Source organism: Pseudomonas sp. RL (genome assembly GCF_000647775.1).
Classification (GTDB): domain Bacteria; phylum Pseudomonadota; class Gammaproteobacteria; order Pseudomonadales; family Pseudomonadaceae; genus Serpens; species Serpens flexibilis.
On sequence record NZ_JBOY01000028.1, the window covers coordinates 61,603 to 76,932 of the forward strand.

At 67.4% G+C, this 15,330-nt stretch carries 17 protein-coding genes; 9 read left to right on the forward strand and 8 right to left on the reverse strand.

Annotated features, from left to right (window positions below; translation table 11 throughout):
* Positions 1-22: 22 nt before the first annotated feature.
* Genes AS93_RS0105855 through AS93_RS0105870 form a run of 4 tightly spaced genes read left to right on the forward strand, consistent with a single transcriptional unit; the run spans position 23 to position 4,676 of the window.
* Entirely contained in the window at positions 23-928 is a 906-nt protein-coding gene (locus AS93_RS0105855; RefSeq protein WP_027589735.1) for an AAA family ATPase, read from the forward strand.
* Entirely contained in the window at positions 928-1,869 is a 942-nt protein-coding gene (locus tag AS93_RS0105860) for a DUF58 domain-containing protein (RefSeq protein ID WP_037008606.1), read from the forward strand. Before AS93_RS0105855 ends, AS93_RS0105860 begins: the two co-directional genes overlap by 1 nt.
* 5 nt (positions 1,870-1,874) lie before the next feature.
* On the forward strand, positions 1,875-3,824 hold the full coding sequence (locus AS93_RS0105865; protein WP_037008609.1) for a DUF3488 and transglutaminase-like domain-containing protein: 1,950 nt from the start codon (positions 1,875-1,877) through the stop codon (positions 3,822-3,824).
* A gap of 60 nt (positions 3,825-3,884) precedes the next feature.
* Positions 3,885-4,676, forward strand: coding sequence for a thioesterase family protein (locus tag AS93_RS0105870; RefSeq protein WP_027589738.1), 792 nt, complete (start codon positions 3,885-3,887; stop codon positions 4,674-4,676).
* 45 nt (positions 4,677-4,721) lie between these two features.
* On the opposite strand, the gene AS93_RS0105875 is transcribed toward AS93_RS0105870, so the two are convergent.
* The 4 genes from AS93_RS0105875 to thpR all read right to left on the reverse strand — a co-directional run bounded on the left by AS93_RS0105875 (position 4,722) and on the right by thpR (position 8,078).
* A complete protein-coding gene (locus tag AS93_RS0105875; RefSeq protein WP_027589739.1) occupies positions 4,722-6,197 on the reverse strand; it encodes a methyl-accepting chemotaxis protein in 1,476 nt (491 codons plus the stop codon).
* A gap of 78 nt (positions 6,198-6,275) precedes the next feature.
* Positions 6,276-7,097, reverse strand: a complete 822-nt coding sequence (locus AS93_RS0105880) for a TatD family hydrolase (protein WP_027589740.1) — start codon at positions 7,095-7,097, stop codon at positions 6,276-6,278.
* 31 nt (positions 7,098-7,128) lie between these two features.
* A complete protein-coding gene (locus AS93_RS0105885; RefSeq protein WP_027589741.1) occupies positions 7,129-7,428 on the reverse strand; it encodes a lipase secretion chaperone in 300 nt (99 codons plus the stop codon).
* A gap of 113 nt (positions 7,429-7,541) precedes the next feature.
* Positions 7,542-8,078 carry an RNA 2',3'-cyclic phosphodiesterase gene (gene thpR / locus AS93_RS18830; RefSeq protein WP_051587354.1) on the reverse strand — a complete coding sequence of 179 codons (537 nt, stop codon included), beginning with the start codon at positions 8,076-8,078 and terminating at the stop codon, positions 7,542-7,544.
* 172 nt (positions 8,079-8,250) lie between these two features.
* Between thpR and AS93_RS0105895 the strand changes: the two genes are divergently transcribed.
* Positions 8,251-8,538, forward strand: a complete 288-nt coding sequence (locus tag AS93_RS0105895) for a hypothetical protein (protein WP_027589742.1) — start codon at positions 8,251-8,253, stop codon at positions 8,536-8,538.
* Between the two features lie 14 nt (positions 8,539-8,552).
* On the opposite strand, the gene greB is transcribed toward AS93_RS0105895, so the two are convergent.
* The 3 genes from greB to AS93_RS0105910 are packed head-to-tail and all read right to left on the reverse strand — an operon-like array spanning position 8,553 to position 12,264.
* Positions 8,553-9,059: a transcription elongation factor GreB gene (gene greB / locus AS93_RS0105900; protein WP_027589743.1), complete on the reverse strand. Its 507-nt coding sequence runs from the start codon at positions 9,057-9,059 to the stop codon at positions 8,553-8,555.
* Positions 9,060-9,073: 14 nt separating this feature from the next.
* Positions 9,074-11,581, reverse strand: coding sequence for an FtsX-like permease family protein (locus AS93_RS0105905; RefSeq protein ID WP_037008611.1), 2,508 nt, complete (start codon positions 11,579-11,581; stop codon positions 9,074-9,076).
* On the reverse strand, positions 11,581-12,264 hold the full coding sequence (locus AS93_RS0105910; protein WP_027589745.1) for an ABC transporter ATP-binding protein: 684 nt from the start codon (positions 12,262-12,264) through the stop codon (positions 11,581-11,583). Before AS93_RS0105910 ends, AS93_RS0105905 begins: the two co-directional genes overlap by 1 nt.
* Positions 12,265-12,274: 10 nt before the next feature.
* On the opposite strand from AS93_RS0105910, the gene AS93_RS0105915 reads away from it, so the two are divergent.
* The 3 genes from AS93_RS0105915 (at position 12,275) to AS93_RS18835 (ending at position 14,342) form a co-directional block, all read left to right on the forward strand.
* Entirely contained in the window at positions 12,275-12,880 is a 606-nt protein-coding gene (locus AS93_RS0105915) for an arylesterase (protein ID WP_027589746.1), read from the forward strand.
* A gap of 56 nt (positions 12,881-12,936) precedes the next feature.
* On the forward strand, positions 12,937-13,221 hold the full coding sequence (locus tag AS93_RS0105920) for a hypothetical protein (protein ID WP_027589747.1): 285 nt from the start codon (positions 12,937-12,939) through the stop codon (positions 13,219-13,221).
* A gap of 146 nt (positions 13,222-13,367) precedes the next feature.
* Positions 13,368-14,342: a L,D-transpeptidase family protein gene (locus AS93_RS18835; protein ID WP_051587355.1), complete on the forward strand. Its 975-nt coding sequence runs from the start codon at positions 13,368-13,370 to the stop codon at positions 14,340-14,342.
* Between the two features lie 67 nt (positions 14,343-14,409).
* Here AS93_RS18835 and AS93_RS0105930 read toward each other — a convergent pair whose 3' ends face one another.
* Positions 14,410-14,661, reverse strand: a complete 252-nt coding sequence (locus AS93_RS0105930) for an Lpp/OprI family alanine-zipper lipoprotein (protein ID WP_027589748.1) — start codon at positions 14,659-14,661, stop codon at positions 14,410-14,412.
* Positions 14,662-15,024: 363 nt separating this feature from the next.
* Between AS93_RS0105930 and AS93_RS0105935 the strand changes: the two genes are divergently transcribed.
* On the forward strand, positions 15,025-15,300 hold the full coding sequence (locus AS93_RS0105935) for a GNAT family N-acetyltransferase (protein ID WP_027589749.1): 276 nt from the start codon (positions 15,025-15,027) through the stop codon (positions 15,298-15,300).
* The last annotated feature ends 30 nt before the right edge of the window (positions 15,301-15,330 follow it).

The window sequence follows — 15,330 nt, forward strand, 5'->3', positions numbered from 1 at the left end:
GACCGCTCATCAAGGAGGCTGCATGCGCACGAAACTGGAACGCTGCCTGGCGGCAGTAAACGAGGTGGTGCTGGGCAAGGAAGCGCAGGTGCGTCTGGCCATGGCCTGCCTGCTGGCCCGGGGACATCTGCTGATCGAAGACCTGCCCGGCATGGGCAAGACCACCCTCAGCCATACCCTGGCGCGTGTGCTGGGGCTGGGCTTCCAGCGTATCCAGTTCACTGCGGACCTGCTGCCGGGCGACATTCTCGGCACTTCGGTGTTCGACCCGCGCAGCGGCCGCTTCACTTTCCATCCGGGGCCGATCTTCGCCGAGCTGGTGCTGGCCGATGAAATCAATCGCGCCACGCCGAAAAGCCAGAGTGCGCTGCTGGAGGCGATGGAAGAAGGACAGGTGACCCATGAGGGCACCACCCATGCGCTGCCGTCGCCTTTCTTCGTCATTGCCACCCAGAATCCCAGCAACCAGGGTGGCACCTTCGCGCTGCCGGAATCGCAGCTGGACCGTTTCCTGATGCGCCTGTCGCTGGGGTATCCAGCGCTGGCCGCCGAGCGGGATCTGCTGCTGGGCACGACACGTCGCGCGCTGCTGGCGCATATCCAGCCGCTGCTCGAACCCGGTGAGCTGGCCGAGGCGCAGCAGGCGGTCAGCGCCGTGCATGCCAGCACCGCCGTGGTGGACTATGTGCTGCGCCTGGCCACCGCGACCCGCCAGTCCGATGCCTTTGGCAGCGGCCTGTCACCGCGCGCCACCCTGGCGCTGCTGGCCGCGGCGCGGGCCTGGGCCTGGCTGGCCGGGCGCGAATACCTGATTCCCGAGGATGTCCAGGCGGTGCTGCCGGCCGTGGCTGGGCATCGACTGGGCCATGACAGCAACAGCGGGGATGCGCAGGTGCGCCGGCTGCTGGACGAGGTGCCGGTGCTGTGATGCCTGCACTGCGGGGGGAGCGCTGGCTGATGCGGCGGCTCCCGGCGGCCCGGCATGTTCGCCTGGCGCCGCGCCAGGTGTTCATCCTGCCCACCCGCGCAGGATGGGCACTCGCGGCTGCAGTGGCGCCCATGTTGCTGGTGGCGGTCAACTACCAGAACAGTCCGGCCTATGCGCTGACCTTCCTGTTGGTATCGCTGGCGCTGGTGTCGCTGCTGCATACCTGGCGCACGTTGCTCGGCGTAGAGCTGCGCGCGGGGCCCGCGGAGTCCACCTTCGCCGGCCAGGCCGCCTGCTTTCAGATATTCCTCGGGGCCGACAGTGCCCGTTCCGCCATCGCGCTGGGCTGGCCCGGTATGGATCGCGTCCTGGTTGATATTCCTGAGACGGGCGAGGCCCGCGTCGAACTGCTGCTGCCGGCGCTACGCCGAGGCTGGCTGGTGGCGCCGCGCCTGCGTGTGGAAAGCCGTTTCCCATTGGGTTTGTGGGTAGCCTGGAGCGGGGTTGACCTGCAGCAGCAGGCGCTGGTGTATCCGCAGCCGACCAGCGGGTCGCCGATGCGTAGTCGTGCCGGCGGTGGCGACGGCGATGGCCAGCCGGCGGGCGAGGGGGTGGACGACTTTCGCGGCCTGCGCCAGCACCAGCCCGCCGATGGCGCACGTCGGCTGGACTGGAAGGCCTTCTCGCGCGGGCAGGGGCTGCGCGTGAAGGAGTTTGCCGCGTGGGCCGGCGGCGACTGGCTGCTGGACCTGGACAGCCTGCCTGGCCCGCTGGAGGAACGCCTGTCGCGCTTGTGCCAGGCGGTGCTGGAATTGTGCTCCGAGGGACGGCCCTTCGAATTACGCGTGGCGGGCAAGCGCCTGGGACCGGCAATCGGCGCAGCCCATCGCGAGGCCTGCTTGCGCGCGCTGGCATTGCACGGCCTGGGGGAAGCCTCGTGAGCCATATGCCGCGTCACGCACTGAGCTGGCTGCTGACCGCGCAGTTGCTGGTCATTCTGCCGTTCGTGGCGTACCTGCCGGCTTGGTTGGTGCTGCTCTGGCTGGGCTGTGCCGCGTGGCGGGTCCAGGTGTACCGCATGCGCTTGCCCTTGCCGCCGTCGTGGCTCAAGGGCTTGCTGCTGCTGGCCGTGCTGCTGGGGCTGGCGCTGTCCAGCTCGGGCTTCGATCTGAACGCGGCCGCCGCGCTGCTGGTTGCCGCATTCATCCTCAAGGTGCTGGAAATGCACCGGCGGCGCGATGCGCTGGTGGTGGTTTTCCTGGGGTTCTTCGTGCTGGTGACCGGCTTCCTGTTCGATTCCGGTCTGCTGGCCACCCTGTACAGTCTGGTGCCCTTCGTCGCGCTGCTGGCAGCGCTGATCGGCCTGCAAGAAAGCGAGCTGGCCCGGCGACCCGCCCGGACCCTGCGCCTGGCCGGCACGCTGCTGCTGCAGGCATTGCCGCTGCTGCTGGTGCTGTTCGTGCTGTTCCCGCGTCTGGGACCGCTGTGGTCATTGCCCCAGGTGAAGCAGCAGGGTGTCAGCGGCCTGTCCGACCGCATGGCGCCGGGCGACATTGTCGAACTGAGCCAGTCCAGCGCGCTGGCCTTTCGGGTCGGCTTCGACGGGGCTGCACCTCCGCGTACTGAACTGTACTGGCGGGCGCTGACCCTGGAGCGCTTCGACGGTCGCGAATGGAGCCAGGACGCCGCACCTGCCTGGCCGAGCGCGCCCCAGTGGCAAGCACAGGGCGAGCCGCTGCGCTACAGCGTGGTGATGGAGCCCAGTAATCGCACCTGGCTGTATGGCCTGGATGTCGCGCAAACCGAGCTGCCGCGCGTACGCCAGGGGGCCGACTTCCGGCTGGAACACTGGCGGCCGGTGGATCAGCCGTTGCTTTACCCGGTCACCTCATGGCCGGCTGCGGTGCGCGAATTAACTGCGCCTGCGGCTACCCTGCAGCGGGCCTTGCAGCTGCCCGACGCGGGCAACCCGCAGGCGCGGCTCTGGGCCAGGCAGTTGCGTGCGGATCACGACCAGCCTCAGGCACTGGTACAGGCCATGCTCAGCCATTTCCGCGAGCAGCCCTACGTCTACAGCCTGCGCCCGCCGCCGGTGGGCGTGCACATCATTGATGACTTCCTGTTTGCCAGCCGCAAGGGCTTCTGCCTGCACTATGCCGGCGCCATGACCTTCGTGCTGCGTGCCGCCGGAATTCCCGCGCGCCTGGTGGTGGGGTACCAGGGCGGGGAATACAACCCGAGCGGCAACTACCTCACGGTGCGCCAGTTCGATGCCCATGCCTGGGTGGAATACTGGTTGCCGGAGCTGGGCTGGCAGCGTGTCGATCCGACCTTTGCGGTGGCCCCCGAGCGTATCGAGCAGGGCCTGGAGCAGGCCGTCGATGAGGAGCAAAGTTTCCTCGCCGATGCGCCGCTTAACCTGCTGCGCTATCGGGATATCAGCTGGCTGAACGGTTTGCGCCTGGGCTGGGAGCGCATCAACTACGGCTGGCAGCGCTGGGTGCTGGGCTATCAGGCCGATCAGCAATGGCGCGTGCTGAAGGAGTGGTTTGGCATTCTCGACGGGCGGGCCTTGGCCGGGGCCTTGCTTCTGCTGCTGGGTGCGCCGCTCCTGCTGCTGACGGTCTGGCTGATTGCTCCCTGGCGGCGACGTGCGGACCCGCTGTCGCGGCAGTATGCCCGCTTCGAGGCGTTGCTGGCCCGGCACGGCCTGCGCCGCGCTATCGGGGAAGGCCCCCGGGACTTTGCCGAACGGGCGGCACAGGCCCTGGCGGCGCAGCGTGAACCGATCCTCGCCTTCGCCCGGCTGCACGAACAGGCCCGCTATGCCGATCAGTCGCAGTCGGGGCACGGGCTGCGAGCAGCCCTCACCCGGCTGCGGCGTTGCCTGCGCTGAGCGGCTTCTGCTGCGCCGTCGCGCTGGCTAAGCTGCGCCTTACCCGCAATGGAGTCAGTGATGAATTTCTTTGAATTGATGCAAATTCCGTCGGATAGCGCCATTCGCATCCCCGCGCACTGGGGACAGGGCCGCTCCGTGTTCGGCGGCCTGGCCGCCGCGCTGGTCTACAAGGCCTTGCGCGAGCGTGCGCCGGCCGATCGCCCGGTGCGTTCGCTGGCGATCACTTTCGTGGCGCCGATGCAGTGCGAAGCATCGGTACACCTCGAGGTGGAGGTGCTGCGCGAGGGGCGCGCCGTCAGCCAGTTGCTGGGCCGGGCGCTGCAGAACGGCGAAGTGGTGACCCTGGTGCAGGCCAGCTTCGGCGCCGGGCGCCCGTCTGTCGTGGCGGTGGACGCCGAGCCGGCGCCAGCGCTGAAAGCGCCTGACGAGTGTCAGAGTTTCCCCTACCTTCCGGGCATCACGCCGGAGTTCACCCGTCATCTGGAAATGAACTGGGGGCAGGGTGGCCTGCCGTTCTCCGCCACGCCGGCCCGGGAGATGGGTGGCTGGGTACGCCTGCGCGGTGAATCACCACACCAGCCGGTGGACGAGGCGGCCTTGCTGGCGCTCGTGGATGCGTGGCCACCGGCGCTGCTGAGTCACCTGTCGCGCCCGGCGCCGGGCAGTTCGCTGACCTGGACCATCGAATTCGTGCAGCCGCTGCCGGTGGCGGACGTCGGCGAATACTTCCTCTATCAGGCGCGCATCGAACATGCCCGCGACGGCTATGGGCATGTGGCCGCCAACCTGTGGACAGCCGGCGGCGAGCTGGCGGCCATCAGTCGTCAGACCGTGGTGGTCTTCGACTAAGCGAAAGCGCCTGGGCTCGCCCAGTCACTTTCGCGCGAGGAAGGGTTACAGCTTCAGCTTGCCGATGGCCCGGTTCAGCTCGCTGGCCAGGTTGGCCAGCTCGGTGCTGGTGGTGGTCGAATCGCGGGTCTGCAGCACGGTTTTCTCCGAGAAGTCGCGGATGCCGATCACCGAACGGGTCATTTCCTCCGCCACCTGGCTCTGCTGCTGGGCGGCGGTGGCGATTTGCATGTTGCTGTCGCGCATCTGTTCGACAGCCTGGGCGATCTCCGCCAGCGCCTGCTCCGCTTCGCGGGCCAGCTGCACGCAGTCATCGGCGCGCAACGAGCTTTCCCGCATGAACTCCACTGCGTCCCGGGTGCCGCCCTGCAGGGTGCCAACCATCGCGGTGATCTCGTCTGTGGAGTCCTGCACCCGGCGGGCCAGGTTGCGCACCTCATCGGCCACCACCGCAAAACCGCGCCCCTGCTCGCCGGCGCGCGCCGCCTCGATGGCGGCGTTGAGCGCCAGCAGGTTGGTCTGTTCGGCGATGCCGTGAATCACGTTGACCACGCCACTGATCTTCTCGCTGTCCTGGGCCAGCCGTTCGACCATTTGCGCGGTTTCCTGGATGCCGTCGGAGAGTCCGGCGATGGACTGCTCCACGCGCGCCACCACCGACTGGCCGGTGCTGGCCAGCCGGTCCGCCGCCAGTGACTGGTCACGGGTGTCGGCGGCGTGCTGGGCAATGTGGTGCACGGTCACCGACATCTCGTTGATCGCCGTGGCGGTCTGATCGGTTTCGCTCTGCTGGCCGACCATGCCCTGCTGTACCTGGCCCATGGCGGTCGCCAGGCGCGTGGCGCCTTCGTCCAGCTGCGCGGCGCTTTGCGCCACCACGCCGACGATGCGCTGGTAGCCGGCCTGCATGGCATTGAAGGCGCTGGCCATCTCGCCGACCTCGTCACGGCTGTCCAGGGGGACACGGGCGGAAAGATCGCCACTGCGCTCGACATGCAGCATCACCCCGCGCAGGGTGTTCAGGTGGGTGAGCAGGAAGCGGATCAGCAGTTGCGAGCTGGCCAGCAGCATCAGCATCAGCACCAGCACCGCCAGCGCGTAACTGCTGGCCCGTTCGAAGAACACCTCACCCAGACCGGCGCCTACTGCCAGCACGGCGGCTCGGCGGCCGTCAGCCAGCTCGACCACGTGTGCGCCGATCAGCGGCTGGCGATCGAAGAGATCGTGCTCCAGCGCCGTCCAGCCGCTCTGCCGCGACAGCGGCAGCGGGGCGCCATTGCGCCGCGGCTGTCCGTCCGGCGCATACACCAGCACCCGGTCGCTGGCCGGCAGAGCCGTGCCCGCCGGCCAGCGGGCCAGCAGCTCGGCCTGGGCCTGGGCCTGCTGGCGCGCCGCCGTCCCCCGCGCATCCTGCTCCTGATGCATGGCGAACAACACCAGCAGCAGGGTTATGGCGAAGGAGACGGCGTTCAGCGCCCAGAATTTGTATTTGAGAGAAAGATCGCGAAGGTGGAGTCCCATGGGATGGTCTTTTTATCGTTATAGGAATGTGACGCAGGCAACACTATATCGGCCATATGCCAGCCGGCATGAGAATAATCAAGAAACCCGGCCATCTGCGGCGGGTTCGGGCAGGCCGAAGAAGGCGCGGGCGCAGGCGCTGGTATGCGCGGCCAGGGCCTCGGGGCTTTCGCCCCGGTTGCGTGCCACCTGGGCGAGCACCTCGCCCAGGAAGGCCGGCTCGTTGTGCCCGTGCTTGGGTTTCGGCCGCAGAGTGCGTGGCAGCAGGTAGGGCGCGTCGCTTTCCAGCATCAGTCGGCCGGCGGGAATGTCGCGTACCAGCGCCTGTAGGTGCGTACCGCGGCGCTCATCGCAGATCCAGCCGGTGATGCCGATGTGCAGGTCGAGGTCCAGATAGGCATACAGCGCGCGGCGCTCGCCCGTGAAGCAATGCACCACCGCGGCGGGCAGGTGATCACGGAACTCCTTGAGGATGGCCAGCAGGCGTTGATCAGCCTCGCGCTCGTGGACAAACACCGGCATCTTCAGCTCGGCCGCCAGCTCCAGCTGGGCGGCGAACACGTTCTCCTGCACCGGGCGGGGCGAGAAGTCGCGGTTGAAGTCCAGGCCGCATTCGCCCACGGCGCGCACCCGTGGCTGGCGCAGCAGCGCCTGCAACTGGCGGCGGTGGCCGTCTTGCCAATGGCTGGAATCATGGGGATGCACGCCGGCCGTGCAGAACAGGCGTCCGCCCTCGGGGTCGTGCTCTTCGCACAGGTGCAGGGCCTGCTCGCTTTCGGCCAGGCTGGTGCCGGTGACCACCAGTTGTTCGACGCCCGCCTGGCGGGCGCGCTCCAGCACACCGTTCAGGTCCGCGACGAGGCTGGGATGGGTGAGGTTCACTCCGATATCGATGAGCATGACGGTTCCGCAGGGGGGCGATGAGAGGTCCTTATAAATCAGGAACATGCTGTTGCCTATCCCGTTGCCGCAAGCGGGCCCGCTCGACGTCGTCGAAGTAGTCGATCTGCAGTTGCTCGATGGCCTGCTGCCGGGCGTTGCTGTCAAGGCGCTCATTGAGCTGGATGCGCGCCTTGGCCCGGTTGTAGGCCCGCAGGCGGCGTTCCCAGGCGCGAGTCTCTTCCGCATTCAGCGGACGCAGCTGTTGCGCAGTGGTTTCGTTGGGCAACAGATGCAGCCCGCCGAACGCGAACATCAGGACCAGGCCCAGGGCCAGAAGCAGCTTCTTCATCGGCGACTCGATGACTCGGAGCGAGGCGTCCTGCCTCGCGGTGGGTTGTCGAGGCAGGAATCGTGCCTGAGTGCCAATGCCTCTGGATTCAGAGATCGCGCGCGCTCAGCCGCTCAATCGGGAGAGAAACTGTTACGGCCCGACACAGCAGGCCAGTGGGCTAGTCGCTGGTAACGTGGCTGGCGCTCGATGCTCTGGTACAACCCCCATTCGCTCACCTGCCAGGAAACATGGGGAGCGGACGCCGGTGCTGCTGTCTCGTCCAGCCGGCGTACCAGGGTCAGATGCGGCCGGTAGGGCCGCTGTTCATGGGCAATGCCGGCCGCCTGCAGGCGGTTCGACAGTTCGGCCTGGAATTCCAGCAGGGCAGGCGGCGCCTGGCGCGTGACCAGCACCAGCAGGTCGGACCAGCGCTCCGTACGGGCCAGCTCCAGCTCAAAGGCGGGCAGTGGCAGTGCAGCTGCCAGCGTGGTCAGGGCCGGCAGGGACTCCACCGGCTGATTGCCGAGAAACGCCAGCGTCACGTGCAGATCGGCAGGGTGAAGCGGTCGCCCGCTGGGGAAGTTCGCAGTGCACCAAGCGCTCAGCGCTTCGGTCACGGGCTCAGGGCAGGGCAGGGCGAAGAACAGGCGCAGGCGATCGTTGGTCATCCGGGCGGTCGTCGGTGGTTGACAGGTCTGGTGGGTCTTTCTAGCATTTCGCCCCTGCGCCGATTTAGTCAGCTACTTGCGGGGCGCTTGAGAAAAATACCGCTAAAGCGCTGGTTCCGGTGATGCCTCCCACCGCTGTCCAGTGGTTCTCGCGAGGCGGAAGCGTTTCACCATGAATTCCTCCCTTTTTACCCTGCGTACCGCTCCTGTTGCCCGCGGCCTGGCCGGCCGCGACCCGCAGATCCTGTTGGGTGGCCAGCGTCAGGTCGATCTGATCCGACGTCTGGATGCCCTGCGGGGGCGGCGTGGCCCGCTGCAGATCCGTTTTGCCGAGGAAGGCAGCGCGCTGGCCAGCCTGGCGACCGACAGCATTGACCTGGCGGTGATGGAGGCCTCCGGTCTCGACTGCATCGGCCAACTGATACGGGTGGCGCGCAAGGGCTTGATCCTCCGACGCTGAGATCCCGGTGGCGTTCAGCTGTCCTTGGGGTAGTCGATCTCCACCAGGTACCAGGTCTTGATGCCGGTGGGCGTGGACACGCGCACCTCGGCGTCAAGGCTCTTGCCCACCAGTGCGCGGGCCAGCGGCGAATCGATGCTGATCAGGTTCTGCTTGAGGTCCAGTTCGTCCGGTCCGACGATGCGGTAGCGCGCCGTCTCGCCGTCCTCGTCCTCCAGGGTGACCCAGGCGCCGAAATAGACCTTGTTCGGGTCGGCCGGGCGTTCGCGCACCACCTTCAGGTTCTCCAGGCGCTTGCGCAGGAAGCGCACACGGCTGTCGATCTCGCGCAGCATCTTCTTGCCGTAGATGTACTCGGCGTTCTCCGAGCGGTCGCCCAGCGCGGCGGCCTCGCTCACTGCCTGGGTGACCTGTGGGCGGCGCACGTTCCAGAGTTCATGCAATTCGGCGCGCAGACGAGCTTCGCCTTCGGGGGTGATCAGCGGTGTACCGGCGGTACGCGGGGGGCGATAACGACTCATGCTTTCTTCCTGACTCAACCTTCGCGCAGCACCTGCAGAGGGCTGGCATTGAGGGCGCGGCGGGTACCCAGCACGCCGGCCGTGCCAACCAGCAGGGCGCCCAGCAGTGGCAGCGACAGCAGCCACAGGTGCGGCTGCCAGTCCAGATCGAAGACAAAACGATAGAGCAGGGCGCTGGACAGTTCGCAGCCCAGCGCGGCGAGCAGACCGCTGGCCGCGCCGAGCAAGGCGAACTCGCTGCGCCGGGCGCGGACCAGCAGGCGCCGCGAGGCGCCAATGGCGCGCAGCAGGGCGCCCTGTCGAATGCGCTCATCCAGCGTGGCCTGCAGGCCGGCCGCCAGCACCACCATGCCGGCGGCCAGAACGAACAGCAATACGTATTCCACCGCCAGGGTGACCTGTTCCAGGATGCTGCGCAGTTGCGCGAGCAGGGCGTCCACCTGCAGCAGGGTTACGGAGGGGAAGGCGCGGGCCAGCGCCACCAGCTCGCGCTCCTGGCCGGCCGGCAGGTGGAAACTGGTCAGGTAGGTCACCGGCAGATCCTGCAGGGAGCCGGGCTCGAAAATCATGTAGAAGTTCGGCCGGAAGCTGTCCCAGTTCACCTGGCGCAGGCTGGTGACCCGCGCCTCGTGCTCGCTGCCGGCGATGCTGAAGCGCAGGCGGTCGCCCAGCTTCACTTTCAGGCTCTCGGCCAGCTCACTCTCCACCGAGACGCCCGGCAGGTCGGTGTCCTCCTGCTGTGGCCACCAGGCACCGGACAGCACCTGGTTGTCGTCAGGCAGTTCGGCGGCCCAGGTCAGGCTCAGATCGCGGCGGATCGCGCGTTCGCCCTGTGAGTCCTTGCTGACGATGTCGCGCACCGGCTGGTCGTTGATCGCCACCAGGCGACCGGGCAGCACTGGGTATAGCGGAGCGGCGATCGCCTGCAGGGATTCGAGGTGTTCGGCGAAGGACTGGCGTTCATCCGGCAGGATGTTCAGCGCGAAATGGTTGGGCGCATTTTCCGGCAGCTGGGCTTGCCAGGTGTCCAGCAGCTCGCTGCGCAGCAGCGCCACCAGCGCCATGGCCAACAGGATCAGTCCGAAGGCCAGCGCCTGGCCCACCGCCGCCAGCGGGTGGCGCAGCAACTGCCCCAACCCGAGGCGCCAGGGCAGTGCGGCATCGCGCAGCAGGCGGCGCAGGCCGGTCAGCGCCGCCAGCAGCAGGCCGCCGAGCAGCAAGGCAGCCACCAGGCCGCCAGCCAGAAGGGCCAGGGTCAGCGTCAGGTCGAGACTCAGGCGCCACATGATCACGCCCAGCGCCAGCAATGCCGAGCCATAGACCAGCCAGGCGCCGGGCGGCAGCGGTTGCACATCGCTGCGCAGCACGCGCAGCGGCGGCACACGGCCCAGCGCCGCCAGCGGGGGCAGGGCGAAGCCGGCCAGGGCCAGCAGGCCGGTGGCGGTACCGGCCAACGCCGGCAGCAGGCCGCCGGGCGGGATGTCCGCCGGCAACAGTCCGGCCAGCAGACGGAACAGTCCAAGCTGCGCCAGCCAGCCCAGCAGTACGCCCACCGCGCTGGCGGCAACCCCCAGCATCAGCAGCTGCAGCGCATACAGGCCGAGGGCTTCGCGCCGTGAAAGGCCGAGGCAGCGGAGCAGCGCGCTCGCGTCGAAGCGGCGCACGGCGAAGCGGTTAGCCGACAGCGCCACGGCCACCCCGGCCAGCAGGATGGCGGCCAGGCTGGCCAGGTTCAGGTATTGCTCGGCGCGCGCCAGGGCGCCACCGATCTGCCGGTTCTCGTCGCGTACGTCCTGCAGGCGCTGGCTGGCCTGCAGTCGTCCTTCCACGTCCTGTCGGTAGGCATCCAGAGTTGCCGTCGGACCGCTCCACAGCTCCCGGTAACGCACCCGGCTACCGGGCTGCACCACGCCAGTGGCGTCCAGGTCGTCCAGGTGCATCAGCACGCGTGGCGTCAGGCTGTAGAAGTCACCGGCGCGGTCCGGTTCGTGGGTCAGCACGCGGGTCAGACGCAGGCTTTTCTCGCCGACGTCGATGCTGTCGCCTACCGCCAGCTCCAGTGCGGCGAACAAACGGGCCTCGGCCCAGGCTTCGCCGGGGCGGGGTCCGGCGCCGGCGCTTTCGACTCCATAGGGCTGCGCGGCGCTGCGCAGCTCGCCGCGCAGCGGATAGGCATCATCGGCCGCCTTGACGCTGGCCAGCTGGATGCCCAGGTCCGTGGCGATGACGCTGGAAAACTCCACCACCCGGGCATGGCCCAGGCCGAGGGCATGTCCCGGGGCAAGCTGCTCGGCGCTGGCCGGCGCGCTCCCGCTGAGCACCAGGTCGGCGCCGAGGAACTCGCTGGCGCGCAGCAGCATGGCGCCGTTCAGGCGCGCGCCGAAGTAGCCGATGGCGGTGCTGGCCGCCACGGCGATCAGCACGGCGCCGAACAGCACGCGCAGCTCGCCGGCACGCAGGTCGCGCAGCAACTGGCGGGTCGCCAGGGCCAGCAGGCGAACGAAGGGGATGTGTCGGGCCATCAGGGCTCTTCCTGCTCGATCAGTCGACCGCCTTCCAGGCGGATCTGCCGGCGGCAGCGGTGGGCCAGGCGCTGGTCATGGGTAACCAGCACCAGCGTGGTCCCCCGCTCCTGGTTGAGGTCGAACAGCAGGTCGCTGATGCGCTCGCCGGTGCGGCTGTCCAGATTGCCGGTGGGTTCGTCGGCGAACAGCAGGCCGGGCTCGGCGGCGAAGGCGCGGGCAATGGCGACCCGCTGCTGCTCGCCGCCGGACAGCTGCCGTGGGTAATGACGCAGGCGCTGGCCCAGGCCGACCCGCTCCAGCAGTTCGGTGGCTCGCTGACGGGCATCGGCGCGGCCTTCCAGTTCCAGCGGCAGCATGACGTTCTCCAGCGCGTTCAGGCTGTCGAGCAACTGGAAGGACTGGAACACGAAGCCCACGTGCTCGGCGCGCACCCGCGCGCGCTGGTCCTCGTCGAGGGTTTCCAGGGCGTTGCCGGCCAGCACGACTTCGCCGCTGCTTGGGCGATCAAGTCCGGCCAGCAGGCCGAGCAGGGTGGATTTGCCGGAGCCCGAGCTGCCGACGATGGCCAGGCTGTCGCCCGCCGACAGTTCCAGGGACAGGGGATGCAGGATGGTCAGCGCGCCTTCCGTGCCAGGTACCACTTTGCTAAGGTTCCGGGCGCTGAGAATGCTGTTGATCATGGGGGTTCCGATGCGTGCGTGGATTCTGGCGGGTGGCCTTGCGTGCCTGCTGTGGGGGCAGTCCGCCTTGGCCGGTACGCTGCTGGTGGTCGGCGATAGTATCAGCGCCGCTCTGGGACTGGATACCAGCCAAGGCTGGGTTGCCCTGCTGGAGCAGCGCCTGGCGGCGAAGGGGCAGCCTTACCGGGTGGTCAATGCTTCCATCAGCGGGGATACCAGCGCCGGCGGGCTGGCCCGCCTGCCCCGGCTGCTCGAAGAGCATCGCCCTGACTGGGTGGTCCTCGAACTGGGTGGCAACGATGGCCTGCGCGGTCTGCCCCCTGACCAGTTGAAGCAGAACCTCGATGCGATGATCGCGCGCAGCCGGGACGCAGGCGCCGAGGTGGTCCTGCTGGGCATGCGTCTGCCACCCAATTATGGCGTCCGTTACACCCGTTCGTTCGAGCAGGTCTTTTCCGAACTGGCCAGGCAGTGGCAGTTGCCCTGGGTGCCGTTCTTCCTGGAAGGCGTGGGTGGCGTGGATGGCATGATGCAGGCCGATGGCATTCATCCCAGCGCTGCAGCCCAGGAGCGGCTGCTGGACAACCTCTGGCCGGTTCTCGAGCCCTTGTTGTGAGGCTTTCCCGCCTTTCGCCTTTCGGCTAAGGTGGCGCCCCCTTCCCGGAGCCTGCCATGCCGCGTCACGCCTGGTCCCTGTACGCCTATCAGTTGATCGAGCCAGACGAGCAGCTCGACCTCTTCGCCTGTCGCGAGGTGCGTGTGCATCTGGTTGCACGGCAGCTGGAGCTGGCCGGCCGGGGTGACCGTACGCTCTGTGGCAATCTGCTGCCGGCCCGCCCGCACTTCCGTTCGGTCGAGCAGGATCTGCTAAGTGACCGGCTGCTCTGTCCGCAATGTCTGGCTACGCTCAAGGCGCATCGCCAGGGGAAGCGGCCCGACCCTGCCCTGGCGTGGTGAGCGCGCTTCAGGGGTAGCCACTGGTCTGGTTTTTCCGTCATCCCGCCGTTGTCGCTGAACGTTTGCTCCCTAGCGCAGTCTCAAGACGTCGGCTCAGTGGGCCTCGTTTTGCTCTGCATGTTCAGTCAGCCAAGGGTTCCTCTCGGATGTTTGTCCCGCTTCTTGCTTCGCTGCGCCGCGCCGTTCTGCTCGTTCTCGGCGCCACGGGAGCCGCTCAGGCGCTCGAGCTGCCATTGCCTCCGCCCGGCGAGGATGTGGTCGGTCAGGTGCGCATGATTCAAAGCCGCTACGAAGACACCTTTGCCGCGATCGCCGAGGCCAACGACCTCGGTTATCTGGAACTGGTCGCGGCCAATCCGGGGGTGGACCCCTGGTTGCCGGGCGAGGGCACCGAAGTGATCCTGCCGACGCGCTACATCCTGCCCCCCGGCCCTCGTGAAGGCATTGTCATCAACCTCGCCGAGTACCGTCTGTACTACTACCCGAAAGGGCGTGACGTGGTTTACACCTACCCGCTGGGTATCGGGCGCGAGGGGTGGTCATCGCCGGTTGCACAAACCCGCATAACCGCCAAGACGCCCAATCCGGCCTGGTATCCGCCCAAATCGATCCGCGACGAGCATGCGGCCGAGGGCGACCCGTTGCCGGCCGTTGTTCCGCCTGGGCCGGACAACCCGCTGGGTCCGCTGAAGATGAACCTGGCGCTGCCGGGCTACCTGATCCATGGCTCGAATAAAAAGTTCGGCATTGGCATGCGGGTCAGCCATGGCTGCTTCCGCATGCTCAACCACAACGTGCTGGAGCTGGCCGGGCTGGCGCCGGTCGGCACTCCGGTGCGCATCATCAACCAGCCCTACAAGGTGGGCGTGGGCGGTGGCCATTACTTCCTGGAGGTGCATGCCCCGCTGGAGGACGACGGCAAGGTCTCGGTGGTGGACAAGCATGCGAACATCATCAATGCCCTGTTGGCGCGCGGTGACCTTGGCTCCCAGCAACTGGACTGGGAAATGCTGCGCGAGGTGGTGGCTGCCGAGGATGGCCTGCCGGTGGAAATTGCTCGGCGTGATCCGGCAGTCGTGCAGCAGGGGGGCGAGGGGCACGTGGCCGACGTCTATCCCTGACGCTTCAGTTGGCGGAAACAAAAAAGCCGATCCGGTTGCGGATCGGCTTTCTCAAGGGATGTGTCCCTTATTTGCGGCTGGCACGATCCAGCATGCGCAGCGCTCGCTCGTTGGCTTCGTCTGCGGTCTGCTGGGCACGCTGTGCGGCGGCGAGGGCTTCGTCCGCTTTGCGATAGGCTTCGTCCGCGCGTGCCTGGGCGCGAGCGGCGGAGTCTTCGGTGGCGGTCATGCGGGCTTCGGTATCGCTGCTGGTGCTGCTGCAACCAGCGGCCAGAACGGCGGCCAAGGCGATAGCAGAAAGTTTCAGAGTGTTGTTCATTGGATTCCCCTTATGGTGGGCTTTACTGTATCGGCTATTTCCCGCGACGGGAAACCAGCGGCCTACATGCTGCCAATCACATTTCTAGACACTGAACGGACAGCATGCAAATTAAAGACAGTTTCCGACGCGTGACGTTTAACGGCGCGAGCGGAGACTTGCAATTAAGCGGCCATCTGATCCGCTCGCACGGCAAAAGTTCCAGTCAGACCACGACGCCAGACCCACGCTGGCGCACTAGGTGGAAATCCCTGGCGGGTGTAGAGTGTCGGTCATTGCCGGGATGGCAAGTGGTCAAATGACGCGCCAGGCAGTATCCGCAGGGAGGGCGGACCTTGCGCCAGATGCCGTGCGGGAGAACACATGAACGAGGCTTCCATCCATCACGATCCGGCGGGTCATCAGTTCGAGATGACCGTGGATGGCCACCGCGCCTATCTGGCCTACATGGATCTGGGCCAGCAGACCTGGGATATCTATCGCACCTTCGTCCCCAACGACCTGCGCGGCAGGGGCATCGCGGCGGCACTCACCGAGCACGCGCTGCAGTATGCCGAACGCATGGGCTATTCGGTGATTCCTTCCTGTTCCTACGTGGAGCGCTACATGGAGCGCCGCCAGCGGCAGGCCGCGAAATGAAGAAAGCCGGGCATGCCCGGCTTTCTTTTG